Source organism: Cellulomonas sp. SLBN-39, from assembly GCF_006715865.1.
GTDB lineage: Bacteria > Actinomycetota > Actinomycetes > Actinomycetales > Cellulomonadaceae > Cellulomonas.
In genome coordinates, this window is sequence record NZ_VFOA01000001.1 from 3557450 (window position 1) to 3582414 (window position 24965).

The window sequence follows — 24965 nt, forward strand, 5'->3', positions numbered from 1 at the left end:
CGACCCACCGCGCCACCCGACGGCCGGCACCCACCCGGTGCCGGCCGTCGCTGCACCGCCCGTCGCTGCACCAGCGCAGGCGCCGACACCCAGCCACCCCCAGCCCGGCCGCGCGCACGCCGCACCACCGCCGAGCCGCCCGCGCCACACCCCGCCGCACCACCCGCGGACCGTACCGGCATGGACGCACCCCCCTGGGACGGCACCGGCCCCGACGACGACCTGCCCGCCATGCCCTCCGCACCCCTGGCCGCACCCGCGGACGCCCTCGAGCTCCTGCTCGGCCTCGTCGGACCCGAGGCCGGCGGACCACCCGCCCTCTGGTTCGTCCTCCTCGACGCCGCGCGCCAACCCCTGCCCCTCGTCCTGCCCATCACCGACGTGCCCCCGCGCCCCGACACCCGCGTCACGCACGAGCTCGCCCGCGTCCTGGCCTCCGTCCTCGCCCACGACGCCCCCGACGGCTCCGTCGTCGTCGCCCTCGTCCGCGCCGCCGGCGGCGACGACGGACCCTTCGAGCGCGACTGGTCCCGCGCCGTCCACGACGCCTGCCACCACGCCGGCGTCACCGTCTGGACCACCCTCGCCATCGGCGCCCACCGCGCACGCGTCCTGCACCGCTGACACCGCGGCGCTCGCGGGCGTGGCCCCGGACGACGAGGCCCGCGCCGTCCGGGGCCACGCGGGCCGGTGCGGGGCGGTTCAGCCCGTCGGGCCGGGCGACGCCTCGTCGATCGCGGCGAGCTGCGCGAGCGACGGCTCCCACCCCGCGGACGCCACGTTCTCGCGCACCTGCTCCGGGGTGCGGGCGCCGGAGATGATCGACGCGACGCCGGGCTGGGCCGCGAGGCCGCCGAGCGCCAGCGTCGCGAGGCTGACGCCCCACTCCCGCGCGAGGGCTGCCAGGGCCTCGATGCGGTCGAAGTCGGCCGTGCGCAGCCGCTGCGGGATCCGCGTGAGCCGGCTCCCCTCGGGCGCGGCCTCGCCCCGGCGGTACTTGCCCGTGAGCAGCCCCGAGGCGAGCGGCACGTAGGGCAGCACGCCGACGCCGCACGCCTCGGTCGCCGGGACGAGCTCCGCCTCCGCGCCCCGGTCGAGCAGGTTGTAGCGGTTCTGGGCGGACACGAACGGCGTCGTGCCGGCCGTCCGGGCCGTCCAGTCGGCCTCCACGACCTGCCAGGCGGCGAAGTTGGACGAGCCGACGTAGCGGACCTTGCCCTCGACGACGAGCTCGTGGAGCGCCGCGAGGGTCTCCTCGACGGGCGTCCGCGGGTCCGGCGTGTGCATCTGGTACAGGTCGATGCGGTCGGTGCCGAGCCGCTGCAACGAGCCCTCGACCGCGCGCCGCACGTACCGCCGCGAGCCGCGCACGCCCCAGTCGGCACCGTTGAGGCCGCCGACGTCGAGCCCGAACTTCGTCGCGACGACCACGTCGTCGCGACGCCCGCGCAGGGCGCTGCCCAGCAGCTCCTCGCTCTGCCCCGGCGTGCCGCCGTAGACGTCCGCGGTGTCGAAGAGCGTGACGCCCTCGTCGAGGGCCGCGTGCACGACGGCCGGCACGTCCTCGGGCGCGAGCGTCGCGCCGAACGTGTTGCACCCGAGTCCTGCGGTCGAGACGGTGAGTCCGCTGTCGCCCAGCTGGCGGTAGGTGGTGGTCATCCGGGCACCCTACGATGCCGGTCCGCGGACGTCGCCGCGCGCTGCCGGTGCGACCCTGGGACAGTGGTGTTTCACGACACCTTCACGTCGGGGTGGAACACCGGTGCCTGCACGGCCGTTGTGCCCCCTGGAAGAACGACCGCCGAGAGGCACGGCACGGAGGTCCACCATGGCGAACAGGTCCCTGCGCGGGATGCGCATCGGGTCCCACAGCATGGAGTCAGAGCAGGGCGTCGACTTCGCCCCGCGGCTCCAGGCGCACTACGACTGCCCCAACGGGCACACGATCATCCTGCCGTTCTCGGTCGAGGCCGATGTCCCGGTGGTGTGGGAGTGCCGGTGCGGTGCGGAGGCTCTCCTCCGCGACGCGTCGAAGCCCGAGGTCAAGAGCGGCAAGCCGCCGCGCACGCACTGGGACATGCTCCTCGAGCGGCGCACGGTGAACGAGCTGCAGGAGCTGCTCGACGAGCGGCTCGACCTGCTGCGTGCGGGCAAGCTCCGCCGCAGCGCCTGACCCGAACGGTCGGCTCCACCCGGAGCCGTTGACGAGAGCCCCGCCCTTCTGGGCGGGGCTCTCGTCGTTGACGGGTGAGGCGGAGGACTGACCGCTCCCCCGTCCTCGACCTCCCGCGTGACCACGGCGACGTAGGCGGCGCCTGTTTCTGTTATCAGCTTGCCGATGTGCGGCGACCAGTGCCGGGACGCTGGCGCTGGCGCCGGTCAGGCCGCCGGCTCGGTGCGGTCCTTCCGGCGCAGGCGCGCCGCGCCGACCATCCCCGCGAGCACCACCCAGACCGCCAAGGCGTCGAGCACGAGCGCCGGCCACTCCCCTGCCGCGGCGGCGGGCGACAGCGACGTGCGCAGCGGGACCGTCGCGACCATCCGGTCGGCCGTGAAGAGGTCCGTGCGGTCCATCACCGTGCCGTTGGGGGCGATGACGGCGCTGACGCCGACCGTCGAGATCTGCACCGTCGATCGACCGTGCTCGATCGCCCGCAGCCGCGACATCGCCAGCTGCTGCGTCGACTCGTCCGACCAGCCGAACGACGCGTTGTTGGTCTGGACGACGAGCAGCTCGCCACCCTCACGCACCGACTCGCGCACCAGCGCGTCGTAGGCGACCTCGAAGCAGATCACGTCGCCGACCACGACGGTGCGGCCGAGCCGCTCGGACTCCACCGGCACCACGCCGGGCTCCGTGCCGGGGAGCATGTCCGCCGTCACGAGGTCGACCGCGTCGGAGAACAGGCGGGCGACGTCCCGCATGGGGACGTACTCGGCGAACGGCGCCGGGTGCTGCTTGGAGTACGTGGCCACGACCCCCTCCCCCGGCTCCCACAGCACCGCTGTGTTGTACCGGCCGCCCGACTCCGGGTACTCGACCGTGCCCACCAGCATGGGCGCACCCACCGCGACGGCGGCCTCGTCGATGATGGCCGCCGCCTCGGCGTCGACCTGCGGGTCGATGTCGGTGCCGTTCTCGGGCCACAGCACGAGGTCCAGCCAGCCGGGCTCCACCTCGTCGAGGAGGGCGTGCGTGCCGTTCGCGTGGTTGTCGAGCACCTGCCGGCGCTGGCCGAAGGCGTCGAGCTGCCCCGGCTCGGGGACGTTGCCCTGCACGGCCCCGACCCGCAGCGAGCCGGTCTCCGCACTCGTGTCGAGGGGCACCAGCAGGGACCCGACGCCGATCCCCACGAGCGCGCCCAGCGCCGCGAGGGTGCGCCCCAGGCGCACGTCGAGACCGGCGAGCACCGCACGCGCGAGCAGGACGCCCACGGCGGCGACCACCGCGCTCAGCAGCGGGGTGCCGCCCAGCCACGCGTAGGACGCCAACGGCGAGTCCGCCTGCGAGAACGCCAGGCGCCCCCAGGGGAACCCTCCGAACGGCTGGGCGGAGCGCAGCTCCTCGACACCCACCCACAGCACGACGAACGTCAGCAGCTGCCACCACCCGCTGCGCCACACCGCGTGCCCGCGCCGGGCCCACGCCCACGCGGCGCCGAAGCCGGCGACGAAGAGAGCCTCCAGCACGCTCAGCGCGATCCACGGCACCGGCCCGACGGCGTCGTTCGCCCACGTGATCATCGGGGCGAAGCACGCCAGGCCCCAGACGAGGCCGATGAGGGTGTTCCACCGTGCGCTGTCCCGGCGCAGGGCGAGGTACAGCAGCCCCACGCCGACGTAGGCACCGGCCCACCAGCCCGGGTCGGGGAACGCGAGCCGCGTGAGGTACCCGCCGAGGGCCGCGAGGAGGATCGTCGTCCAGCGGGCCGGGGGCGTCAGAGGCACCGCAGAAGGGTACGTCAGCACCCTGCGCGGACAGGTGCGGCCGCTGCTCAGGCGGCCGCCGGACCTCGGTGGCCGTGCACGGCGCGTCGCCGCGGCGGACGACCCGGGGCCTGCACCGGACTGGCGCGTCCGGCCCGGCGCCGGGGCTGCTCCCCCGACGTGCCGACGCCGGACGACGCCGGCCCCGGCCGACCGGCCCGCGCGCCCTTCGTACCAGCGAGGGCTCTCGCCCTGCCGTTCTCTGTTGGACGCGCGGGCCCGGTCGGAGCTTCGGTTCGGACGGGGCCGCGCACCACGGCCGGCCCCCTTCCCCCCGATGCCCGCCGTGGCGGACTGAAGCGAAACTACCCGTCTCGTCACGGGTGTCAAGGCCGGTGTCTGCCCAGGTCAGCGGTCTCGACGCAGGTCACTCGGGCTCCCCCGGGGGCCGAGGAAGGCCGCGATCCGGCGTGTCGCCCGCGTGTCGCAGCCTCACCCGGTCGGAGCAGCGCCAGGCACCCCGGCACCGGGCGTGCCGGGCACGTGGGAGGGGTCCCACGGGCCCGGGTGCCGGGCCCGTGGCAGGGCCAGATTTCACCCGGTCAGCTCGTCGTGCAGCACCACGCCGTCGCGGACCGTGCGGACGCAGCGCGGCGGCGCCGCGTCGGGCGACAGGTCGGGCAGCAACGGGCTGCCCGCACGTGCGTCGGTGCTCCACGACGCCGTGCGGGCCGCCTGCACGACCAGGTGCTCGGCACGCCACACGGCCAGGTGCGCCGGCGCTCCCACCCGCAGCTCGCCCGCACCGGTGTGGTCGAGGTGCGCCAGGCGCCACCCGCCGCGGGTCGCGGCACGGAACGCCGCCCGGACCGAGATCCGCTCGTCCTCGGCGTGCAGGTGGGCCGCCGCGCGCACCCCGGCCCACGGGTCGAGCGGCGTCACGGGGCTGTCCGAGCCCAGCGCGAGCGGCACGCCCGCCGCCGCGAGGTCCGCGAGCGGGTTGAGGGTCGCCGCCCTCGCTGCGCCGAGCCGGGTGGCGTACATGCCGCCGGGCCCGCCCCACGCCGCGTCGAAGGCCGGCTGCACGCTCAGACGCGCGCCGAGCAGCACGAGCTGGGCGAGGGCGTGCGCGTCGACCATCTCCGCGTGCTCGACGCGGTGCCCGGCACCGGCCACGGCCGCCAGGCCCTCGACGTCGGCGGCGGCCCGCAGGCCCAGCACGAGCTCGTCGAGGGCGCGGTCGCCGATGACGTGGAACGCCGCGTGGCTGCCCGCGCGTGTCACGGCCGTGACGTGGTTCGCGATCTCCTCGGCCGACAGGTACAGGTGGCCGCGCGTGCCCGGGTCGTCGGCGTACGGGTCGCGCAGGGCGGCCGTGCGCGACCCCAGGGACCCGTCGACGTTGAGGTCACCCCCGATGCCGGTCAGGCCCGGGATGTCGGCGAGCAGCGCCCGGGCGTCGTCGACGGTCACGCACTGCTCGCCCCGGTACCCGACGACGAGCGGCAGGCCCGACGCGGCCGCGGCCGTGGTGGCGAGCAGCTCGCGCAGCCCGGCGCGGGTGTCGATCGACGGCGCGGAGTGCTCGTGGACCGCCACGACCCCGGCGGCCGCGGCGCGGCGCAGGGCGTCGCGGTACAGGGCCGTGCGCTCGGCGGGCTCGACGTGACGGGCCACGGCCCGTGCGGCGTGGTGGGCGTCCCGCTCGACCCGTCCGTCGTCCGACCAGCCGGGCAGGTCGACGAGACCGGCCTGCTGCGCGAGCACGGTCGAGACGACGGCGGAGTGCACGTCCACGCGCGCCAGGTACACGGGCAGGCCGGGTGCGGCGGCGTCGAGCTCCGCCCGGGTCGGGGGCCGACGGGCCGGCCAGCGCTGGTCGTCCCACCCCACGCCCAGCAGCGGCGTGCGGTCCCAGTCGGGGCGGGCGGCGGCGGCACGCGCGACGGCCGCCAGCGCGTCCGGCAGGTCGTGCACGCCCCCGGACGGGCCGAGGTCGACGGAGCGGTCCGCGAGGGCGGTCTCCAGCACGTGGACGTGCGCGTCGACGAAGCCGGGGGCGACGAGGGCGCCGTCGAGGTCGACGACGTGGTCGACCCCGGCGACGAGCCCGTCGGCGGTGTCGTCGGAGCCGAGCCAGGCGACGGTGCCGTCCTCCACGAGGAGGGCCTCGGCGAAGGGGTCGGCGGGTGAGTGGACGACGCCGTGCCGGTAGAGGGTCGAGGTCACGCTTGAGAACTGTAGGGGTCGCGGGCGCCCACCGGGATCAGACGCCCGTGTAGGCGACGACGCCGCGGCGCACGGCGGTCACGGCACGGTCGGCGGTGGTGCGCAGGCGGGCGGTCGGGGCGGCCTTGGCGATCTGGTCGAGGACGTCGACGACCTGCTTGCACCAGCGGACGAAGTCGCCGGCGGCGAGGTCCGTGCCGCGCAGGACCGTGTCGAGGCTGCGGCCCGAGGCCCAGCGGTGCAGGGGCTGGACGAGGCCGGTGTCGAGGGGTGCGAGGGTCTCCAGACGGTGGGCCGTCTCGAGGTCCTCCAGCTGGGACCAGGCCCGGGTGGCGGCGTCGAGGGCGCGACCGAGCCGGGACTCGGGTCCGCCGGGCACGTGGGTGTCGGCGTCCTCGTCGCGGCGCGAGCGGTACACGAGCGTGGAGACGAGCGCGGCGAGCGCGGGCGGGTCGAGCTCGTCGAGGATCCCGCGACGCAGGCACTCGGCGAGCAGGAGGTCGTTCTCGGCGTAGATGCGCCGCAGCCAGCGGCCGTCGTCGGTGACGGTGAGGGTGGGCCCGTCCGGGCCCTCCGCGGTCTCGAGGTAGCCGAGGGTGGCCAGGACGTCGCAGGTGCGGTCGAAGACGGCGGCGATGGAGCCGGTGCGGCCGGCGATGCGGGCGACGAGCGCGTCGTGCTCGGTGCGCAGGCGGTGGTGGCGGTCCGCCCAGCGCAGGTGCTCGTCGCGGTCGGGGCAGCCGTGGCAGGGGTGCGCGCGCAGCTCGCGGCGCAGGGCGGCGATCTGGGCGTCGTCCTGCGCGCCCGTGCGGCGGTCGCGCCGTCCGGGAGTCGGGGCGGGGTCGAGGTCGTCGGCGGTGGCGCGCAGGCGTGCCGCGAGGTCGCGGCGGTGCGGTGCGGTGCGCAGGTTGAAACCGGTGGGGACACGCAGGTGGGCGACGGTACGGGCGCCGGTGCCGACGTCGTGGACGGTGAGGTGGCGGATCTGCCGGTCGGTCGTCAGGACGGTCGGGCGGGGACCGTCGAAGCCGGGGCGCCCGCCGGGGTCGACGACGACGACGTGGGTGGTGCGGCGGCCGGTGGGGTACTCCAGGACGTCGCCGACGCGCAGCCCCTCGAGGGTGCGGGCGACGTCGGCACGCCGGGCGGTGGCGGTGTCACGGCTGACGCGGCGCTCGTGCTCGGTGAGGCGGCGGCGCAGGGCGTCGTAGGCGGGCAGGTCGCCGCGGTCGCACGTCATGGCCTGCGCGTAGCCCTCGAGGGCCTCGGTGTGGGCCTGCGCCTGGCGGGCGAGGCCCACGACGCCACGGTCGGCCTGGAACTGCGCGAAGGAGGTCTCGAGGACCTCGCGGGCGCGGGTGCGGCCCACCTGCGCGACGAGGTTGACCGCCATGTTGTAGGTGGGACGGAACGCCGAGCGCAGCGGGTAGAGGCGGCGCGACGCGAGACCGGCGAGCTGGACGGGGTCGAGACCGTTGTGGGCGACGACGACCGCGTGGCCCTCGGTGTCGATGCCGCGGCGGCCGGCACGTCCGGTGAGCTGCGTGTACTCCCCCGGGGTGATGTCGACGTGCGAGGAGCCGTCCCACTTGACGAGGCGTTCGAGGACCACGGAGCGGGCGGGCATGTTGATGCCGAGGGCGAGGGTCTCCGTGGCGAAGACGACCTTGACCAGGCCCTGGGAGAAGAGGTCCTCGACGGTCTCCTTGAACAGCGGGAGCATGCCGGCGTGGTGGGCGCCGACGCCGCGGACCAGCGCCTCGGCGAAGGCCTCGTAGCCGAGGACGGCGAGGTCCTCGGGCGGGATCGCGGCGGCGCGCTCCTCGACGACCCGGCGGATCTGGCTCTGCTCGGCGGGGGTGGTCAGCCGCACCCCGGCCGACAGGCACTGGGTGACGGCGGCCTCGCAGCCGGCGCGGGAGAAGATGAAGACGATCGCGGGGAGCAGGTGCGCGGCGGCGAGGGAGTCGACGACGGCGAAGCGCGGGGCCTGGCGGATGCCCGGGCCGGGTCGCTGGCCGCCGCGCCCGCGGTAGCCGCGGTCGCCGGGGCCGCGCCGGCCGCGGTCGTCGCGGCCCTCGGGGCGTCCGTCCCCAGGGCGGTCGCGGCGCAGGAGGTGGCGCAGGTCGGGGTTGATGGGCGGGTCGACCCCGGGGTCGGTGGGGTCGACGTGACCGGCGTAGAGGTCGTAGAGCTCGTCGCCGACGACGACGTGCTGCCCGAGCGGCACGGGGCGGTGCTCGGAGACGACGACCTCGGTGTCGCCGCGCACGGTCGCGAGCCAGTCGCCGAACTCCTCGGCGTTGGAGACCGTGGCGGACAGGGACACGAGCTGGACGTCGTCGGGCAGGTGGATGATCACCTCTTCCCACACCGGGCCGCGGAACCGGTCGGCGAGGTAGTGGACCTCGTCCATGACGACGTAGGCGAGCCCCTGCAGGGCGGGCGAGCCGCCGTAGAGCATGTTCCGCAGGACCTCGGTGGTCATGACGACGACGTCGGCGTCGCCGTTGAGGGTCGTGTCGCCGGTGAGCAGGCCGACCCGGTCGGTGCCGTGCACGCGGGCGAGGTCGGCGTACTTCTGGTTCGACAGCGCCTTGATGGGGGTGGTGTAGAACGCCTTGCGGCCCGCGGCCAGCGCGAGGTGGACGGCGAACTCCCCCACGACCGTCTTGCCGGCGCCCGTCGGGGCGGCGACGAGGACTCCGCTGCCGCGCTCGAGGGCGACGCACGCCTCGGTCTGGAAGTCGTCGAGGGGGAAGTCGAGACGGTCGCGGAACGCGGCGAGCTCGCTGCGCTCGGCGACGTGGCGACGGCGGGCGGCCGCGTACCGCTCGGCCGGTGACGGCTCGGCAGGCTCGGGGCGCGGGGCGTCGGCGGGGGTGCGGGGGCGGGACCGGCGGGGCACGCGCCCACCCTAGGCACAGGGCGGCGCGGTGCGGTGGTCAGACGCGGTCGGCGGGCGCGCTCCGCGGGTGCGGCCGTCGGGTGACGGCGGTCCTGGCGCGGCGGCTCAGACGAGGACGCGCACAGCCCCGGGCACGCACTCGACGGTCAGGGGCAGTGGGCCGATGCGCTCGCCGTCGGCGAACGCCGCAGGCGGAGGCGGCCCGTGGTGGGGCGCGGCCTCGACGACGACGGTGCGTCCGCGGAGCACCCGCACGCGCCGGTCGCGCACGTGCGACCCCCCGTACAGCCGCGGGAAGACGCCCAGGGCGCCCACGCGCGTGAAGGAGCCCGCCAGCACGACGTCGAGCAGACCGTCGTCCAGGCGGGCGTCGGGTGCCACGTGCAGGCCGCCGCCGAACCAGGGCGCGTTGGCGACCGCGACGAGCGTGCCGGGCTGCTCCCAGAGCACGTCGTCGACGCGCACGCGGTACCCGTAGGGCCGGAACCGCGCCAGCTCGGGCACGAGGGCTGCGAGGTACCGGGCGTTGCCCTGGGGGCGGCGGAGCGTGTTGGCACGGGCGTTGACGGCGGCGTCGAGCCCGCAGGACAGCACGCCGAGGAACCACTCGCGCGCACCGGCGCCGGGCCGGCCCGTGCGGGCCGCGTCGACCGATCGGGCACGCCCGGCCCGCAGGGCCGCGTCGACGACGTCGGTCGCGGCGCGCACGTCGCCCCGCGGCAGGCCCAGCGCCCGGGCCGCGTCGTTGCCGGTGCCGACGGCCACGACCCCCAGCGGCAGCCCGGTGCCGGCCACGAGGCCGACGCCGAGGTGGACCATGCCGTCACCGCCGACGACGACGAGCGCGTCGAGCCCGGCGAGGACCGCGGCGCGGGCCCGGTCGGCGGAGTGCGCGAGCGTCGGCCCGGACAGGTCGCGCACGGCGTGCCCCGCACCGGCGAGCCGGTCGTGCACGGCCCGGCCCGCGTGGCTCCCGCGGCCGCGGCCGGCGACGGGGTTCACCACGAGCCCGACGAGGCTCACCCCGTCCTCACGCACGTCACGCGGTCGCGGCGTCCTCGTCCGCGAGGGTCCCGTCGAGCCGTGGGAGTCCCTGAGCGACGAGTGCACGGTCCACGCGTCGGTCGTGCAGCACGCAGACCCCGAGCGCGAGGAAGTAGAGGATGCACACGGGGAAGGCCACCGACAGCATCGTCACCACGTCGGGGGTCGGTGTCGCGATCGCGGCGAAGACGAATGCTGTGAGCACGGCCCAGCGCCACCCGACGGCCCACGTGCGCGCACGGACGAGACCCGCGAGGTTGAGGGCCACCATGACCACGGGCAGCAGGAAGGCGACCCCGAACGCGAGGATGACCCGCATGACGAAGCTCAGGTAGAGCTGGGCGTCGATCAGGTTGGTCGCCTCGTCCGGCGTGAACTCGGTCAGCAGAGCGACGGCGTTCGGCAGCACCCACCACGCCAGAGCTGCGCCACCGAGGAACAGGGGCACCGCGGCCCCGAGGAAAGCGACGGCGTAGGTTCGCTCGCGGCGCGTCAGGCCGGGCGTGATGAAGGCCCACAGCTGGTAGATCCACCAGGGGCTCGACAGGATCACGCCCAGGAAGAGCGAGACCTTGATCCGCATGTCGAACGAGGTGGCGACGCCCTGGAAGTTCAGGGCGACCGTCTGCTCCCGCGCCTCGGCGAGGTCGAGGATCGGGCGCTGGAGCAGCGCGAACACCGGGTCGTACACGAACCAGCCCACCACGGCGCCGACAGTCAGCCCGAGGGCGATGAACGTCAGGCGCCGGCGCAGCTCGCGCAGGTGGTCGCGCAGGGGCATCCGGCCGCCGGGCTCGCTGCCCGGTCGACGGGAACGGCTCACGGGACTCTCAGGCGCGCGGCGACGTGCTGGGCGGGGGCGGGACGTCGGTGCCCCGCTCCGCCGTCCGGGTCACCGGGTCGGGCGTCTGCGCGGACGGCGCTGCTGACGTTGTCGCCGGCTCTGCCGGCTTGTCGTCGTCGCTGGTGAGGTCCTTGACCTCGCTCTTGAAGATCTTGAGCGACTGCCCCACGCTCTTGGCCAGCCCGGGAAGCCGGTTCGCGCCGAAGAGCAGGAGCACGACCACCAGGATGATCAGGATGTGCGAGAGCTGCAGTCCGTTCCTGAGCACGACCACTCCTCCGTCGGACGGTGCTGACCCTGTCGAGTGTACGGCCTCGCCCGCCGGGCGAACGTCGATCTGGGCGCGAGGCACGCACTTCGTCGAAGCGCTTGCGTACGGACCGCGCCGACGTCAGCCGAACCAGCGGGTGACCGACGCCTGCACCGTGCCGCGGTGGCGGTCGCGGCGGGCGTCGCGGCGGTCCCGGCGGGCGGCGAGCAGCACGCCGTAGCGGGCCGCGAGCACCTCGGGGTCCTGCCCCAGCGCCGGCTGCGTCACCGGCCCGCGAGCGCGGGCGATCTCCTCGAGCGCGGCGGTGCGGTCGGCGAGGCGGGTGGCGACGTCGGCGGCGCGGGAGAGCTCGTGGCCGAGGGCGACGGCGGAGCGCCACAGACGTCGGGCGAGGAGTGCCGCGCCGGCGAGGGTGGCGAGGGCGAGGACGGTCCAGACGGTTCCCCAGAGCACGTCGGTCAGCCTGCCGTACGGGTGGGGGTGGGCGCGAGCAGGGGGGCGTAGGCGTCGAGGGCGGCGCGGGCGTGGTGGGCGACGTCGGCGCCGACGTCGGGGGGGTCGACGGCGAGGACGTCGTCGGCGACCTGGAGGAGCAGGTGGCGCAGCCAGGCGGGCTGGACGACGCGGACGTCGATCTCGAAGGTGCCGTCGGTGTGGTCGCGGACGGTCTCGACGGGGACGGACTCGGCGACCCAGCGGGCGGGGCCGGCGAGGTGGAGGGTGACGAGGTCGGCGTGGGGGTCGGGGTGGAAGTGGTCGGCGTCGGGGGTGACGTCGTGGTCGTCGGCGGGGGTGTCGAGGACGGTGGCGGCGGTGATGCGGTCGGTGCGGAAGCGGCGTTCGGCGTCGGCGGGCAGGGACCAGGCCAGGAGGTAGGAGTGGTCGTCCTGGGTGAGGAGGCGGATGGGGTCGACGTCGCGCTCGGTGGTGGTGTCGGAGGCGTCGGTGTAGCGCAGGCGCAGGCGTCGGCGGGTGGCGAGGGCGGCGCCGAGGGCGGCGACGACGTCGGGGCGTCCTTCGACGTCGAGGCGGACGTCGACGCCGGCGGCGGCGTCGCCCGTGGCGGTGGTCAGCTTGGCGAGGGCGGAGTCGAGGACGGCGGCGCGCTCGGGGTCGAGGGCGGGGCGCAGGGCGGTGAGGGCGCGCAGGGCGGCGACGAGGGCGACGCCCTCGCGGGGGCCGAGGCGCAGGGGGCGGGTGAGGCCGCGGCCCTCGGTGAGGCGGACGACGCCCTGCTCGTAGGAGGTGGCGTCGAAGTCGATGAGGTCGTCGGGGAGGTAGCCGGGGGTTCCGGTGACCCAGAGGGTGTCGATGTCGGCCATCACCTGGGCGGGGGTGACGCCGAACTGGGCGGCGACGTCCTCGACGCGGACGGGGTCGTGGCGTTCGAGGTAGGCGATCATGCCGAGCATGCGGACGAGGCGGTCGCTGGCGCGTTCAGGCACCGCGCACCTCCGTGCTGGTGGTGGGGCGGCGGGCGGGGCGGGTGTCGAGGTCGGCGGCGCCGTGGAGGAGGTCGAGGACGGCGTCGCGGACGTCGGTGGGGTGCAGGACGACGACGGCGTCGCCGTAGCCGGCGACGTGCTCGGCGAGCTCCCAGGCGTGGCGGTAGGGGACTGCGACGAGGTCGCGGTCGGCCAGGACGGTGGTGGCGCCGGGTGGGAGGTCGGGGTCGGCGGGGGTGGGGACGGCGCGGGCGCGGACGGCGCCGGCGCGTCCGGGGGTGACGGCGAGGAGGGCGAGGTTCTCCGCTCCCCCGCCCCAGGCGTGGGCGGCGGCGTCGAGGTCCTCGGGGGCGGGGGGTGCGAAGGAGCCGAGGTCGCCGACGGTGCGGACGGGGCCGCGGATGCGGGTGAGGCGGTAGGAGCGGGCGGCGTCGCGGTCGCGGTCGCGGCCGAGCAGGACCCAGCCGCCGCGGCGGGCGAGGAGCTTCCAGGGTTCGACGACGCGGTCGCGGACCTGGCCGGTGGAGGCGGCGGCGTAGGTGAAGCGGACGGCCTGGCGGGACTGGACGGCGTCGACGAGGGGGCCGAAGGAGGTGCCGCCGGCGCGGACGCGGGGGGCGAGGCCGGCGACGAGGTCGTCGGCCTGGGGGGCCTGGCCGACGGCGCGGAGCTTGGTCAGGGCGCGGGTGGTGTCGGCGCGCAGGGACTGGTCCTGCCAGAGCTGGGCGGCGAGGGCGAGGACGCCGAGCTCGGCGGCGGTGAGGTCGATGGGTGGCAGGGCGTAGCGCTCGAGGTCGACGCGGTAGCCGACGTCGTCGCCGTGGCCGGCGTGGGTGACGGTGAGCACGGGGATGCCGAGGTCGCGCAGCGTGTCCTTGTCACGCTCGAACATGCGTTCGAACGCGTCGTCGGAGGGGGCGTCCTGGTAGCCGGCGACGGAGGACCGCACCTGCTCCTTGGTCATGCGCCCGGGGGTGTTGACGAGGGCGATGACGAGGTTCAGCAGGCGCTCGGCGGGCGGGATCGCGGGGGGCATCGTGCCCCACGGTAGTGCGGGTCGGGGCCGGTGGTGGTGCAGCACGCCGGGGCGTGCGGGTGACGGGCGGGTGACGGGCGGGTGGCGGTGCCGGCCGGTGGGTGCGGGGTGCGCCGGTAGCGTGGTCGGGTGATCGCGTGGCGTGCGGGTGTGGTGGAGCGGTGCGGGACCCGGTGGGACGGGGCCTGCGAGGTGAGCGTGGCCGTCGAGGGCGAGGACCGGACGGTGCGGGCGCTGGTGTACCCGGCGCTGGTGGGTGAGGTGGTGCCCGGGGCGCGGGTGCTGATGAACACCACGGCGCTGGAGCGGGGCCTGGGCACGGGCGGGTACGCCCTGGTGGTGGCGCGCACGGACGCGCTGCCGGCGGACCCGCTGCCGGGGCCGGGTCACCTGGTCAAGGCCCGGTACACGCCGTTGCAGGCGATGGTGCTGGGCGTCGACGACCAGGAGTCGGCGCACCACGAGGTGCTGCGGGACGCGGACGACCTGGCGGCGATGCCGGTCGTCGTGGCGGACCTGCACTCGGCGCTGCCGGCGGTGGTCGCGGGCGCGCGGGCCGCGGCGGCCCGGGCCGGGCGGGCGGTGCGCGTGGTGTACGTGATGACCGACGGCGGTGCGCTGCCCGCGTGGTTCTCGCGGGCCGTCGCGGGCCTGCGGGAGGCAGGGTGGGTCGAGGCGTGCGTCACGACGGGGCAGGCGTTCGGCGGCGACCTGGAGGCCGTGACGGTGCACACGGGCCTGCTGGCCGCCCGGCACGTGCTGGGCGCGGACCTGGCGGTCGTGGCGCAGGGGCCGGGCAACCTCGGCACGGGCACCCGGTGGGGGTTCTCCGGGGTCGCCGCCGGCGAGGCCGTGAACGCCGCGTCGGTGCTGGGCGGTCGGCCCGTGGCGTCCTTGCGTGTCTCGGGGGCCGACGCCCGCGAGCGCCACCTGGGGGTCTCGCACCACTCGTCGACGGCGTACGGGCGGGTGGCCCTGTCCCCTGCCGACGTGCCGGTGCCGGTGTTCTCGGGGCTGCCGGGCTCGCCGGTGGACCTGACGGCGGACGACGACGTGGCGGCGTGGGACGCGCTGGGCGCGCGCGTGGCGGACCAGGCCGGTGTGCTGGTCGCGCCGGGCGGGCGGCACACGGGGGTGCCGGTGGTGGCCGACGGCGACCTGCTGGAGGCGCTGCGGGGCTCGCCGGTGCGGCTGTCGACCATGGGGCGGGGCCTGGACCGGGACCCGGCGGCGTTCCTGGCCGCGGCGGTCGCCGGCGTGCACGCCGCGGAGCTGGCCCTCTCCCCCGCCTGACGTCGCCCCGGCGGTCGCCGGTCGCAGGGACGGCCGCACAGTCGGTCACGCGGTCGGAGGCGGTCGAATCCCGGGGCCACCGCGCGTCATCGTCGGTGCAGGTCCCGGCGAGCGGGTCCGTGACGAGCAGGGGGTGGTCGTGTGAGGTTCATGATGTCCGTGGTCGACGTCGGGACGGGGACCGCGAGCGCGAGCGAGGCCGCTGCGATCGACGGTTTCAACGCGCGCCTGCGGGCGGAGGGGGCGTGGGTGCTCGCCGGGGGCCTGGCCTCTCCCGGCACGGCGCGGGTCGTCGACGCGACCGGGCCGGGCGAGGCGCTGGTGACGCAGGGTCCGTTCGCGGAGACGACGGAGCACGTGGCGGGGTTCTGGGTCGTCGACGCACCGGACGAGGAGGCGGCGCTCGAGCTGGCGGTCGACGGGTCGCGGGCGTGCGGGCGGAAGGTCGAGCTGCGCGCATTCCTGTGAGCGGTCCCGTCAGGAGTGTCAGACGGTGCCTGTGGTCCACCCGGCTCCCGGGGTGACCGGGTGCAGGCCGAGCCGGCCGAACAGCTCGAGGGCAGTCGCGTCCCGGGCACGCGCCGCGACGCGGGCGCCGCGGTGGTGCGCGCGCAGGTGGGCCCGCACGGCGAGCAGTCCGCTGGCGGTGCTGGAGGCGATGTGGCTGATGACGACGTCGGGTGCGGGACCGCGGCGTCCGGCGCGGGCGATCCGGCCGGGGCGGGGCAGCCGCTCGACGACGGCGTCGATGGTGACGGCGAGGAGCGTCACGGTCCAGGCGACGACCGCGTGGACGGCGGTGGGCACGAGGAGGTCTGCCGGCACCGTCATCAGGAGCAGGAGTCCGACGGTGTACGCGGTGCCGGACGCGACGGCGAACACGCCCAGCGCCCTGGTCCAGGGTTCGTGTCACCGCGAGCGCTGCACGACGATGACGACGACCTGCCCGCGTCGATCGTGGGGGTCGACCCAGTACCGGACGAAGGGCCGGCGCATCGCCCGCACTCGCTAGTGCGTCAGCAGAGCAGATGCTCGCACGACTGGCGCCCACACGCGCGACAGGCGGTGGCGGTGGACCGTAGGCATCGGCGAGGAGCGCGGACGCGGTCGCCACCTGGGCCGAGGTCGGCATGACGACGTCCCCACCCTGGTGCGCGGCGGCCTCGTGCAGTCGGTACGGGAGATGGTGCCCGGGGCAGGCCAGCACGGACCGGCTCAGCCCCGGAGGGCCGGCGGGAGGGGTCGACGTGCGCGCGTATGGGCTAACCCGTGACGCACCCCGCGTCGGCGCCCGCTCGGCCGGCGGTCGAGCTCGGGCCCAGCCTGGACAGTCGCGTCCATCGGCCGTGTCAGTCGTTACCCCAGGCGCTGGTCGAGCGCTCGTCGGACCGCGACGTCGGTAGCGGCGCCGTTGCCCTGCCACTATCGGCCAGGGCCAGCAGCGTCGACGCGCGTGCGGGGCGTCGTGTCCGTCCACGTGCGTCACGATCTAGCCCGGGGCCCGCTCCCAGCCCGTCAGGGCTGCCGGGGGGTGGTGCCCGCCCAGCGACAGCAACCCGCGCGTGGCCTGGCGGTCCACGCCGGGCTCGTCCCGCCCGGTGGCGACAACCGCGACCGGCCGCCCATACCCCGGCGCCCACCAACGGAACGGGCGGGCGCCAAGGTCAACAAGATCAGCAGCCATACCACATAGGACCCAAGGAATATCAGTGTTTGACCCACACCGTCGCAGGCTCTAGTCTCAACCCATCTTGGGGCTATTGCCCAGGGCGACCACCTGTTTCTCGGACTACTTTCGCGGAACATCCGACACCTTGACCCCCACAGCCCCTGCACTACGCACTAAGGGAGGCATGTTAAATGTTCATCTCGATTGCCGGCAAACTCCGGAATTAATCGCGACAAATTGCCCTAGTGACTATCGGTTTTTTGATGCTCGCACTCGCGCCCGCAGGACCTGCGAGCGCCGAGACAACAGGCGAACTTATTGATCCGGAAACTATCACTGCGATTCGCGACCAGATGACATCCGGCGGTATCGCGCCTGAGGCTCAGGACGCTCTCATCGCCAAACTGCAGGCAGGCGAGCCGCTCGATTCAATGATCGGCGCGGAGCCGGTCGATACATTTACGGTTGACCTTCCCAACGCCACTCGCACAGTCTCGGAATTCGCCGACGGCTCCCGCCGATGGATCGACATCGAGAAGCCGACAACACTTTCCGCTGGAACCGTGTCGCCTATGTCATCCCTGAAGGGCTGCACTCTCAGCGGCCTTTGGCGCATCAACTGCAAACTCGGCGTCAGCGACGCAATCACGACCGCAAGCTTTCAGTTCGACTATCGCATCGCGCAAACCAAGCACGACGCTTCGATCCGAGACTACCGGGCTCAGACCTGCGGGAACGTCTTTGGCCCTTGCTCTGTTAAGGGAGGAATCAAGCGAGCGACGCAGAACTCCGCCGGTCCCGCCTGGGCCGCGATGACCTACACGGCCAAGATCAACAAGACTGGCACGACTGTTCAGTCAGAGATTGGTATTCGAGTCCAGGACACGACTGTCAGCACATACTGATGCCAATTCGGTAGCGTCAGCCAGCCCTGAAGGGGTGTCACGAGTCGGTGACACCCCTTCAGGCAACTATCACCTCTGTACCGCTGCGCGCTTTGGCCAATCCCTCGGAAGGGATCACTCGCCGGAGATGATGGCGAGACGACTACGGCAGCGCCCCAATTGCGCCCAAACGGAGAGTGTTGGGGAACTCCCTCCTTAGCATGAACTAGGGCGCGTCACGCTGGTCGGTTCCGACGGGATCACAAGAGGCCCTCCTTCTCATAAATGCCGCAAAGAAGACCGCAACGCGCCACGCGACTACCACCGCAAGTAGCACGGCCAATACGACACTGAGAGAAGTTGCAGCGAGCATTCGGGTACCAAACATGGCTGCACTCTACCGCCACTAGAGACCGACCGGTAGGGGAGACTCGACACCGTTTGGCGAACGATCTGGGTCCACGCAGCCGGGTGCGGTCGGCGAAGTTCGCGGACGCCGCCATGAGTTCGGCTCTCGAGACAACATGCCACCAGAGGGCGACGTAGACGCTACATTTCCAACACTCCCCACCATTCTGGCCTTTGCAGAGCACACCGCCTAATCTCGATCATTGGTCGGGCTCGGGCTTGGGGTTTCGATGCGGCTCACTGACGCAACGGCACCCGGAAACGCCCCGCCCACGGCGCGTGCTCCAGCGCTCGTCGAGCTAGAGGCGCAGCGAGACCCGCGCGGCCGCGTCCACGCTCGTGCCAGGGCGTGCCAGAAGGTCGTCGGCGGCCGCGCCGCTAGGGCGTCAAGACGGTGGGCTGGCCGCCGATGCGGCCACGGGTGCGAGCGGATCAGGCCTCGCCCGAACGCGGCCAGCGCCGCGAACACGTGCAGCATCAGCCGCCCGTTCGCGGTCGTGGCGTCGATGGCCGCCGTGACCGACCGGAACCCGATGCCGCGGGCGTCGAGGTCGGCGATCACCGCGACCAGGTGCGCCACGGACCCGCCTGAGGCGGTCCAAGCGCCAGACCACCAGGATGTCCCTGGGGCGGGCGTAGGCCAGCAGCTCGTCCAACGCCGGACGTGACGCCCGCGACCCGGACGCGTGGTCGGTCCGCAGGTACGACACCGCCGGACGGCTCAATACCCGCACCGACCCCACGGGGACCACCACGTACACCTACGACCAGCTCTCGAACGTGCGCTCACGGGTCAACACCGTCGATGGGCAGACCATCGCCTAGACCTACGACAAGGCCGGGCGCCTGGCCTCTACCACCTACTCCGACGGCACCACGACCAACACTTACGACACCGCCGGCGCGCTGGTCGCCATGACCTACCCCGGCCCCGATCAGGTCACCGGCACGACCCGGCACGCCGTCGACGACCACGGCCGCCGCACCGACACCTGGCTGCGGGCCAACGCCGACGCCTCCCGCTGGGCCGCGCACACCCACACCGATTACGACCGGTCCGGGCGACCGACCCGCATCCTGGCCGAACGACGCGACGCCGGCACGGCGAGCGGACCCATCACCACCGTGGTCGCGCTGTGCCCGGGTCTCTCGGCGCGGGCGCACCGTCCAGGACCGACCTACGCTCGACGGGACGGCGCGCCGCCTGCCGCCGCGTCCCCGTCGGAACGAGGTGAACCGATGCCCCGGCGTGACCCCGGACCCAGCGTGAAGGACCCCGAGCTGTACGAGAAGCTGCGCGACGAGGGCAGCAGCAAGGAGAAGGCCGCGCGGATCGCCAACGCCGCCGCGCGCAGCAGCCGCGAGGACGTCGCGGCGAAGGGCGGCCGGTCCGGCTCCTACGAGGACTGGACCGTCGCGGACCTGAGGCGTCGTGCGGCCGAGCTCGACGTCACCGGCCGGTCGACCATGACGAAGGCCGAGCTGGTCGACGCCCTGCGTTCGCACTGAGCCCTGCAGGGGCGCTGAACGCCGACGGCGAACCGTCAGTCGTCGCGGCGGGTCGTCGAGCGGCGGGCCACGAGCGTCGCCAGGCGGCGGGCCTCCTGCTCGGCGCGTGCGCCGTCGGCGCGCTGCACGCCCATGACGGCGAGGGTGTCGCCGTCGGCGAGGTCGAGCTGGACCCACGCGCGGCCCTGACCGAACCGCACCGAGACGATCTGCGCCCACGTCACGTGCCGGGTGACCACGAGGTTGCGCACGCGCAGGCCCGTGGCGTCGGGGACGGCGCTGACCGAGGCCTGCCGCCAGCAGAACCACACGATCAGCGCCCCGAACGCCACGAAACCCGCCTGGTCGAGCGGCCCCAGCCCCGGCATGACGACGACGAGGACACCGGTGAGCACCGCGACGGCGGCCGCCACGCCCAGGGTCACGAACCTCGCCAGGCGCGGCCGGAACGGCGCGTCGAGGCCCGCGGGCCCGTCGCTCGCGGTCCCGCCCGCGGTCACAGCCGGCAGGCGTGGATCGACGTGACGAGGATCGCCCGCGCGCCGACGTCGTACAGGGCGTCCATCACCCGGTTGGTCTGCGCGCGCGGCACCATGGCCCGCACGGCCGCCCACTGCCCGTTGTGCAGCGGCGACACCGTCGGCGACTCCAGTCCCGGCGTGATCGCCACGGCCTGGTCGACGAGCTCCAGCGGCACGTCGTAGTCCATGAGGACGTACTCGCGGGCCGTCAGCACGCCCTGCAGGCGCCGCGTCAGCACGTCCAGGCCCGCGGGGGCGTCGACGTCCGCCCGACGCGCCAGCACGGCCTCCGAGCGCAGGATCGGCTCGCCGAAGACCTCCAGGCCCGCGGCCCGCAGCGTCGACCCGGTCTCGACGACGTCGGCGATCACGTCGGCCACACCGAGGCGGATCGCGGACTCCACCGCGCCGTCCAGCCGGACGACGGATGCGGGCTCGACGCCGCGCTCGCGCAGGTGCGCCGCGACGAGCTCGGGGTACGAGGTCGCCACGCGCAGACCGGCGACGTCGCGGGCGTCGTGCAGCTGCCCCGCGGTCGCGGCGAACCGGAACGTCGACCGGGCGAAGCCCAGCGGCAGGTGCTCGACCGCCGCGGACGCGGAGTCGATGAGCAGGTCGCGGCCGGTGATCCCGACGTCGACCGTGCCGGCGCCGACGTACACGGCGACGTCACGCGGACGCAGGAAGAAGAACTCCACGTCGTTGTCGGGGTCGGGCAGCACGAGCTCGCGGGAGTCGCGGCGCTGGCGGTAGCCCGCCTCGCGCAGCATCTCGACGGCGGGCTCGCTCAGCGAGCCCTTGTTGGGGACGGCGATCCTCAGCACGGTGTCCTCGGGGGTACGGGAAGGGACGTCAGGGGGACGGTCGGGGCGCGCGCGGGGTGCTCGGGGCAGCGGCGCTCACAGGTGCTTGTACACGTCCTGCAGCGTCAGCCCGCGCGCGAGCATCAGCACCTGCAGGTGGTACAGCAGCTGGGAGATCTCCTCGGCGGCACGCTCGTCGGACTCGTGCTCGGCGGCCATCCACACCTCGGCGGCCTCCTCGACGATCTTCTTGCCGATGGCATGGACGCCCGCGTCCAGCTCCGCGACGGTGCCGGACCCCGCGGGGCGGGTCGCGGCCTTCTCGGCGAGCTCGGCGTACAGGTCCTCGAACGACTTCACGCGCCGACTCTAGACGCCCGCGGGGCCCGCACCGACTCAGCGTCCGTCGACCGGCTCCAGCACCCGCACCGCGAGCGCCGTCGCGACCGCGGCCTGCGCGGCCTCGTAGCCCTTGTCCTCGTGCGAGCCGGGCAGGCCGGCGCGGTCGAGGGCCTGGGCCTCGTCGTCGCAGGTGAGCAGGCCGAAGCCGACGGGGACGCCGGTGTGCACGGACACGTCGGTCAGCCCGGTGGTGGCCGCGGAGCACACGTAGTCGAAGTGCGGGGTGCCGCCGCGGATGACGACGCCGAGGGCGACGACGGCGTCGACGTCCGCGTCGGCGGCGTGCCGGGCCACCACGGGCAGCTCGAACGAGCCGGGCACGCGCACGACCGTGACGTCGTCGACGTGCGCGTCGGCCAGGGCCCGGCGGGCGCCGTCGAGGAGACCGTCCATGACGGTGGTGTGCCAGGAGGCGGCGACGACGACGACCTTCAGGCCGCTGCCGTCCAGGGTGAGGGTGGGTGCTCCGGCGCCGCTCATGCGGACTCCTCGGTGTGCTCGACGGTGGTGGGCTGGACGGGGGCGTGCTGGACGTGGTCCGCGGTGTCGACGCCGGCCGGGACCGGTGCGGCCTCGACGGGCGGGACGTGGATGGGCGCGGCCTCGGCCTGCTCGGGCAGGTGCAGCAGGTGGCCCATGGCGGTGGCCTTGGTGCGCAGGTACGCCGCGTTGTGCGGGGTGCGGCCGACCTCCAGGCCCCGGACCTGGACGACGTCGATGCCGTGCGCGCGCAGCCCCGCGACCTTGGCGGGGTTGTTCGTCAGCAGGCGGACGCGGGCGACGCCCAGGTCGGCGAGGATCGCCGCGGCGGCGCCGTACTCGCGCCGGTCGGCGGGCCAGCCGAGGTCGAGGTTGGCCTCGACGGTGTCGCGTCCGGCGTCCTGCAGGGCGTAGGCGGCGACCTTGGCGAGCAGGCCGATGCCGCGGCCCTCGTGCCCGCGCAGGTACACCACGGCGCCGCCCTCGGCGGCGGCCAGCGCCAGGGCGGCGTCGAGCTGGGGGCCGCAGTCGCAGCGGGCCGAGCCGAACGCGTCGCCGGTCAGGCACTCGGAGTGCACGCGCACCACGGGGGTCGCGGACAGGCCGGTGGACGGGACGAGGGCGACGTGCTCGTCGCCGGTGCGCAGGTCGCGGTACCCGTGCAGGCGGAAGTCGCCGTGCCGGGTGGGCAGGTGCGCGGTGTGGGTGGCGTGCACGCGCGGGGCGAGGGCGTCGGTGCGGACCGGTGCGGGCTCGGGCGCGTCGTCGTGCGCGAGGCGCCAGGCGCGCAGCTCGGCGATCGTCAGGAGCACCAGGCCGTCGGCCTGCGCGAGCGCGGACGCCTCGGGCAGGCGGACCATCGTGCCGTCGTCGTTGACGAGCTCGGCGATCGCGCCGACGGGCTCGAGGCCGGCCAGCCGGCACAGGTCGACGGCGGCCTCGGTGTGCCCGGCGCGGTGCAGGACGCCGCCGGGCACGGCGCGCAGCGGCAGGACGTGGCCGGGCCGCACGAGGTCCTCGTGGCCCGACGCGGGGTCGGCCAGGACGCGCAGGGTGCGGGCCCGGTCGGCGGCGGAGATGCCGGTGGTCACGCCCGTGGCGGCGTCGACCGTGACGGTGTAGGCGGTGCGTCGCGGGTCCTGGCTGTGCGGGACCATCAGCGGCAGGTCCAGGGCGTCGGCCCGCTCGGCGGGCATGGGGGCGCACAGGTACCCCGAGGAGTGCCGGATGGTCCAGGCCACCCACTCGGTCGTCGCGGACTGCGCGGCCAGGACGACGTCGGCCTCGTTCTCCCGGTCCGGGGAGTCCGCGACGAGCACGGGGCGGCCGGCGCGCAGCGCGGCGAGCGCGTCCTCGACGGTGCCGAGCACCACGTCCGACGGCCCCCCGGTGGTGCCTGTGGTGGTCGCTGCCGTGGTGGACGTGGTGCCCGCCGCGTCGGTGGTGGGGGCGTCGGCGCTCATCGCGCACCCGCCGTGGCGAGCAGCCGCTCGGTGTACTTGGCCAGCACGTCGACCTCCAGGTTGACGGGGTCGCCCACGGCGAGCGTCCCGAGGGTCGTCGCGCTCAGCGTGGTGGGGATCAGGGAGACGCCGAACACGTCGTCGCCGACGTGCGTGACCGTCAGGGACACGCCCTGGACGGTGATGGAGCCCTTCTCGGCGACGTACCGGGCCAGGGCGGGGTCGAGCGTGACCTGCACGTCGTCCCAGCGGGGCCCGGCCGCGCGCGAGGCGATCGTGCCGACGCCGTCGACGTGGCCCTGGACGACGTGCCCGCCGTACCGCCCGCCGACGGGCAGGGCCCGCTCGAGGTTGACGCGGTCGCCCGGGGTCAGACCGCCGAGGGCGGTGCGCCGCAGCGTCTCGGGCATGACGTCGACGACGAACACGCCGTCGCCGGGCAGCTCGACGACCGTCAGGCACACGCCGGACACGGCGATGGAGTCGCCGTGGCGGGCGTCGGACGTGACGAGGGGGCCGCGCACGTGCAGGCGTGCGTCGACCTGGTCGTCGTCGCCGGGCACGACCGCGACGACCGTGCCGATCTCTTCGACGATGCCGGTGAACATCAGACCTCCTGGGGTCCGGGCGTGGGGGTGGGTGCGGGGGCCGCGGGCGGGACGGGCGTCGCGACGACGAGCACGTCGGGGCCCAGCGGCAGGACCTGGGTGGGGGTCAGGCGCAGCGCGTCGCCGATCGACGTGACGCCGAGGTCGGCGAGCGCGGCCGGGCCGGCGCCGAGCAGGACGGGGGCGACGTAGGCGTGCACCTCGTCGACCAGCCCGGCGCGCAGGAACGCGGCGGCGAGCGTGGGCCCGCCCTCGACGAGGACGTGCCGCACCTCCCGCTCCGTGAGCGCGGCCAGGACGACGGCCGGGTCGTGGGTCCGGACGTGGAGCAGGTCGCCGCCGGGGCCGTGCAGCCGGGCGCCGGCCGGGACGTCACGGTGGCCGACGACGACCCGCAGGGGCTGGTGCTCGACGAGCCCGCCGTCGCTCGTGCGCGCCGTCAGGGACGGGTCGTCCGTCAGCGCGGTGCCCGTGCCGACGACGATCGCGTCGACCTGCGCGCGCAGCCCGTGGGCGTGCCGGCGGGCGACGTCGGACGTGATCCACCGGCTCGTGCCGTCGGCGGCGGCCACACGCCCGTCCAGCGACGTCGCGGTCTTCAGCGTGACGAAGGGACGCCCGCGCCGGACCGCCGGCAGCCAGGCCCCGAGCAGCCGGGCACCGTCCTCCGCGAGGACGCCGGTGACGACGTCGACGCCCGCCGCGCGCAGGCGCCCCGCACCGCCCGCGGCGACAGGGTTGGGGTCCTGCACGCCGACGACGACGCGTGCGACGCCCGCGTCGAGGAGAGCCACCGAGCACGGGCCGGTGCGGCCCGTGTGGTCGCAGGGCTCGAGCGTGACCACCGCGGTGGCGCCGTGCACGTCGTGGCCCTGCGCGGCCGCGTCCGCGAGCGCGGCGACCTCCGCGTGCGGGGTGCCGGCGCCACGGTGCCAGCCCTCCCCCAGCACGGTGCCTTCGGGGTGCAGCAGCACGCAGCCGACCTGGGGGTTCACGCCCCGGGGGCCGCGGGCGGCCAGGCCGAGGGCGCGGTGCATCGCAGCCGTCTCGACCGGGGTGGCGGTCGGGGCCGGGCCGTCGGCGGGGCGCGGGCCGGGCGGCGTCGTGGTCGCCGGTGCCGTCGGCGTGGTGCTCATCGTGCGTCCTCCTCCGGGGCCGTCAGGGCGCTCCGGGGTCGGACGGGTCGGGCACGCCGAACCGTCGCGGCGCACCCCAGGGGTA

25 protein-coding genes and 3 pseudogenes are annotated in these 24965 nt (G+C 74.9%); 8 read left to right on the top strand and 20 right to left on the bottom strand.

Translation table 11 applies throughout. The annotated features are described in order from the left end of the window. Positions 1-180 precede the first annotated feature (180 nt). Positions 181-624 (top strand): hypothetical protein, encoded by a 444-nt coding sequence (locus FBY24_RS16215; RefSeq protein WP_142162159.1) that lies wholly within the window; start codon positions 181-183, stop codon positions 622-624. A gap of 78 nt (positions 625-702) precedes the next feature. Here the strand turns inward: FBY24_RS16215 and FBY24_RS16220 are convergent, their stop codons facing one another. Then, complete coding sequence (locus FBY24_RS16220; RefSeq protein WP_142162161.1) at positions 703-1659, bottom strand: aldo/keto reductase; 957 nt, start codon at positions 1657-1659, stop codon at positions 703-705. Positions 1660-1828: 169 nt separating this feature from the next. Between FBY24_RS16220 and FBY24_RS16225 the strand changes: the two genes are divergently transcribed. Then, positions 1829-2173, top strand: coding sequence for an RNA polymerase-binding protein RbpA (locus FBY24_RS16225; RefSeq protein ID WP_140458948.1), 345 nt, complete (start codon positions 1829-1831; stop codon positions 2171-2173). 206 nt (positions 2174-2379) lie between these two features. Here FBY24_RS16225 and lnt read toward each other — a convergent pair whose 3' ends face one another. The 9 genes from lnt to FBY24_RS16270 form a co-directional block, all read right to left on the bottom strand. Further along, positions 2380-3948, bottom strand: coding sequence for an apolipoprotein N-acyltransferase (lnt, locus tag FBY24_RS16230; protein WP_142162163.1), 1569 nt, complete (start codon positions 3946-3948; stop codon positions 2380-2382). 573 nt (positions 3949-4521) lie between these two features. Beyond that, the gene (locus FBY24_RS16235) at positions 4522-6156 is read right to left on the bottom strand and encodes an amidohydrolase (RefSeq protein WP_142162165.1); all 1635 of its coding nucleotides are present in this window, start codon (positions 6154-6156) and stop codon (positions 4522-4524) included. A gap of 37 nt (positions 6157-6193) precedes the next feature. Further along, positions 6194-9064 (bottom strand): RNA helicase, encoded by a 2871-nt coding sequence (locus FBY24_RS16240; protein WP_142162167.1) that lies wholly within the window; start codon positions 9062-9064, stop codon positions 6194-6196. A 105-nt stretch (positions 9065-9169) separates the two neighbouring features. Beyond that, on the bottom strand, positions 9170-10087 hold the full coding sequence (locus FBY24_RS16245) for a diacylglycerol kinase family protein (RefSeq protein ID WP_142162169.1): 918 nt from the start codon (positions 10085-10087) through the stop codon (positions 9170-9172). Between the two features lie 16 nt (positions 10088-10103). After that, positions 10104-10889, bottom strand: a complete 786-nt coding sequence (gene tatC, locus FBY24_RS16250; protein ID WP_142163652.1) for a twin-arginine translocase subunit TatC — start codon at positions 10887-10889, stop codon at positions 10104-10106. Between the two features lie 49 nt (positions 10890-10938). Further along, positions 10939-11220: a Sec-independent protein translocase subunit TatA gene (tatA, locus tag FBY24_RS16255; protein ID WP_142162170.1), complete on the bottom strand. Its 282-nt coding sequence runs from the start codon at positions 11218-11220 to the stop codon at positions 10939-10941. Positions 11221-11343: 123 nt separating this feature from the next. Beyond that, a complete protein-coding gene (locus FBY24_RS16260) occupies positions 11344-11676 on the bottom strand; it encodes a hypothetical protein (RefSeq protein ID WP_142162172.1) in 333 nt (110 codons plus the stop codon). Positions 11677-11681: 5 nt separating this feature from the next. Then, positions 11682-12668, bottom strand: coding sequence for a YafY family protein (locus FBY24_RS16265; protein ID WP_142162174.1), 987 nt, complete (start codon positions 12666-12668; stop codon positions 11682-11684). Further along, complete coding sequence (locus FBY24_RS16270; RefSeq protein ID WP_142162176.1) at positions 12661-13704, bottom strand: YafY family protein; 1044 nt, start codon at positions 13702-13704, stop codon at positions 12661-12663. The genes FBY24_RS16265 and FBY24_RS16270 overlap by 8 nt, the downstream gene beginning before the upstream one ends. A 129-nt stretch (positions 13705-13833) precedes the next feature. Here FBY24_RS16270 and FBY24_RS16275 point away from each other — a divergent pair, with 129 nt between their 5' ends. Then, complete coding sequence (locus FBY24_RS16275) at positions 13834-14997, top strand: DUF3866 family protein (protein WP_142162178.1); 1164 nt, start codon at positions 13834-13836, stop codon at positions 14995-14997. 150 nt (positions 14998-15147) lie between these two features. Then, positions 15148-15465 (top strand): YciI family protein, encoded by a 318-nt coding sequence (locus FBY24_RS16280; RefSeq protein WP_255432536.1) that lies wholly within the window; start codon positions 15148-15150, stop codon positions 15463-15465. A gap of 18 nt (positions 15466-15483) precedes the next feature. On the opposite strand, the gene FBY24_RS16285 is transcribed toward FBY24_RS16280, so the two are convergent. Next, positions 15484-15879: a hypothetical protein gene (locus FBY24_RS16285; protein ID WP_142162182.1), complete on the bottom strand. Its 396-nt coding sequence runs from the start codon at positions 15877-15879 to the stop codon at positions 15484-15486. A 1050-nt stretch (positions 15880-16929) separates the two neighbouring features. Here FBY24_RS16285 and FBY24_RS16290 point away from each other — a divergent pair. Beyond that, a complete protein-coding gene (locus FBY24_RS16290; RefSeq protein WP_142162184.1) occupies positions 16930-17571 on the top strand; it encodes a hypothetical protein in 642 nt (213 codons plus the stop codon). A 577-nt stretch (positions 17572-18148) separates the two neighbouring features. Here FBY24_RS16290 and FBY24_RS19800 read toward each other — a convergent pair. Then, positions 18149-18538 carry a recombinase family protein gene (locus FBY24_RS19800; protein WP_222117259.1) on the bottom strand — a complete coding sequence of 130 codons (390 nt, stop codon included), beginning with the start codon at positions 18536-18538 and terminating at the stop codon, positions 18149-18151. Positions 18539-18554: 16 nt separating this feature from the next. Then, positions 18555-18719, bottom strand: a pseudogene (locus FBY24_RS19805) (recombinase family protein); the annotation flags it as partial. On the opposite strand from FBY24_RS19805, the pseudogene FBY24_RS19810 reads away from it, so the two are divergent. The 3 genes and pseudogenes from FBY24_RS19810 to FBY24_RS16310 all read left to right on the top strand — a co-directional run. Then, positions 18673-18783, top strand: a pseudogene (locus FBY24_RS19810) (hypothetical protein); the annotation flags it as partial. The pseudogenes FBY24_RS19805 and FBY24_RS19810 overlap by 47 nt on opposite strands. Before the next feature lie 15 nt (positions 18784-18798). Beyond that, positions 18799-18876, top strand: a pseudogene (locus tag FBY24_RS19815) (hypothetical protein); the annotation flags it as partial. 321 nt (positions 18877-19197) lie between these two features. After that, positions 19198-19467, top strand: coding sequence for a Rho termination factor (locus FBY24_RS16310; RefSeq protein WP_142162186.1), 270 nt, complete (start codon positions 19198-19200; stop codon positions 19465-19467). Between the two features lie 35 nt (positions 19468-19502). Here FBY24_RS16310 and FBY24_RS16315 read toward each other — a convergent pair whose 3' ends face one another. From FBY24_RS16315 to ribD, 7 genes are all read right to left on the bottom strand, one after another. Then, positions 19503-19967 (bottom strand): PH domain-containing protein, encoded by a 465-nt coding sequence (locus FBY24_RS16315; protein WP_142162188.1) that lies wholly within the window; start codon positions 19965-19967, stop codon positions 19503-19505. Further along, the gene (gene hisG, locus FBY24_RS16320; RefSeq protein ID WP_140458964.1) at positions 19964-20812 is read right to left on the bottom strand and encodes an ATP phosphoribosyltransferase; all 849 of its coding nucleotides are present in this window, start codon (positions 20810-20812) and stop codon (positions 19964-19966) included. The genes FBY24_RS16315 and hisG overlap by 4 nt, the downstream gene beginning before the upstream one ends. A gap of 75 nt (positions 20813-20887) precedes the next feature. Continuing rightward, complete coding sequence (locus FBY24_RS16325) at positions 20888-21151, bottom strand: phosphoribosyl-ATP diphosphatase (protein WP_140458965.1); 264 nt, start codon at positions 21149-21151, stop codon at positions 20888-20890. 36 nt (positions 21152-21187) lie between these two features. Beyond that, positions 21188-21673, bottom strand: coding sequence for a 6,7-dimethyl-8-ribityllumazine synthase (gene ribH, locus FBY24_RS16330; RefSeq protein WP_142162190.1), 486 nt, complete (start codon positions 21671-21673; stop codon positions 21188-21190). Beyond that, entirely contained in the window at positions 21670-23136 is a 1467-nt protein-coding gene (gene ribA / locus FBY24_RS16335; protein ID WP_142162192.1) for a GTP cyclohydrolase II, read from the bottom strand. Before ribA ends, ribH begins: the two co-directional genes overlap by 4 nt. After that, entirely contained in the window at positions 23133-23744 is a 612-nt protein-coding gene (locus FBY24_RS16340) for a riboflavin synthase (protein WP_142162193.1), read from the bottom strand. Before FBY24_RS16340 ends, ribA begins: the two co-directional genes overlap by 4 nt. Further along, a complete protein-coding gene (gene ribD / locus FBY24_RS16345) occupies positions 23744-24880 on the bottom strand; it encodes a bifunctional diaminohydroxyphosphoribosylaminopyrimidine deaminase/5-amino-6-(5-phosphoribosylamino)uracil reductase RibD (protein ID WP_370511004.1) in 1137 nt (378 codons plus the stop codon). Before ribD ends, FBY24_RS16340 begins: the two co-directional genes overlap by 1 nt. Positions 24881-24965: the final 85 nt, after the last annotated feature.

Excerpts from the sequence above, each read along its gene's own strand:
- ribH (WP_142162190.1), bottom strand. The coding sequence starts at position 21,673 with ATGAGCGGCGCCGGAGCACCCACCCTCACCCTGGACGGCAGCGGCCTG.
- FBY24_RS16215 (WP_142162159.1), top strand. The coding sequence starts at position 181 with ATGGACGCACCCCCCTGGGACGGCACCGGCCCCGACGACGACCTGCCC.
- ribD (WP_370511004.1), bottom strand. The coding sequence starts at position 24,880 with ATGAGCACCACGCCGACGGCACCGGCGACCACGACGCCGCCCGGCCCG.
- FBY24_RS16225 (WP_140458948.1), top strand. The coding sequence starts at position 1,829 with ATGGCGAACAGGTCCCTGCGCGGGATGCGCATCGGGTCCCACAGCATG.
- FBY24_RS16290 (WP_142162184.1), top strand. The coding sequence starts at position 16,930 with ATGCTCGCACTCGCGCCCGCAGGACCTGCGAGCGCCGAGACAACAGGC.
- FBY24_RS16340 (WP_142162193.1), bottom strand. The coding sequence starts at position 23,744 with ATGTTCACCGGCATCGTCGAAGAGATCGGCACGGTCGTCGCGGTCGTG.
- FBY24_RS16280 (WP_255432536.1), top strand. The coding sequence starts at position 15,148 with ATGATGTCCGTGGTCGACGTCGGGACGGGGACCGCGAGCGCGAGCGAG.
- FBY24_RS16270 (WP_142162176.1), bottom strand. The coding sequence starts at position 13,704 with ATGCCCCCCGCGATCCCGCCCGCCGAGCGCCTGCTGAACCTCGTCATC.
- FBY24_RS16310 (WP_142162186.1), top strand. The coding sequence starts at position 19,198 with ATGCCCCGGCGTGACCCCGGACCCAGCGTGAAGGACCCCGAGCTGTAC.
- FBY24_RS16220 (WP_142162161.1), bottom strand. The coding sequence starts at position 1,659 with ATGACCACCACCTACCGCCAGCTGGGCGACAGCGGACTCACCGTCTCG.
- tatC (WP_142163652.1), bottom strand. The coding sequence starts at position 10,889 with ATGCCCCTGCGCGACCACCTGCGCGAGCTGCGCCGGCGCCTGACGTTC.
- ribA (WP_142162192.1), bottom strand. The coding sequence starts at position 23,136 with ATGAGCGCCGACGCCCCCACCACCGACGCGGCGGGCACCACGTCCACC.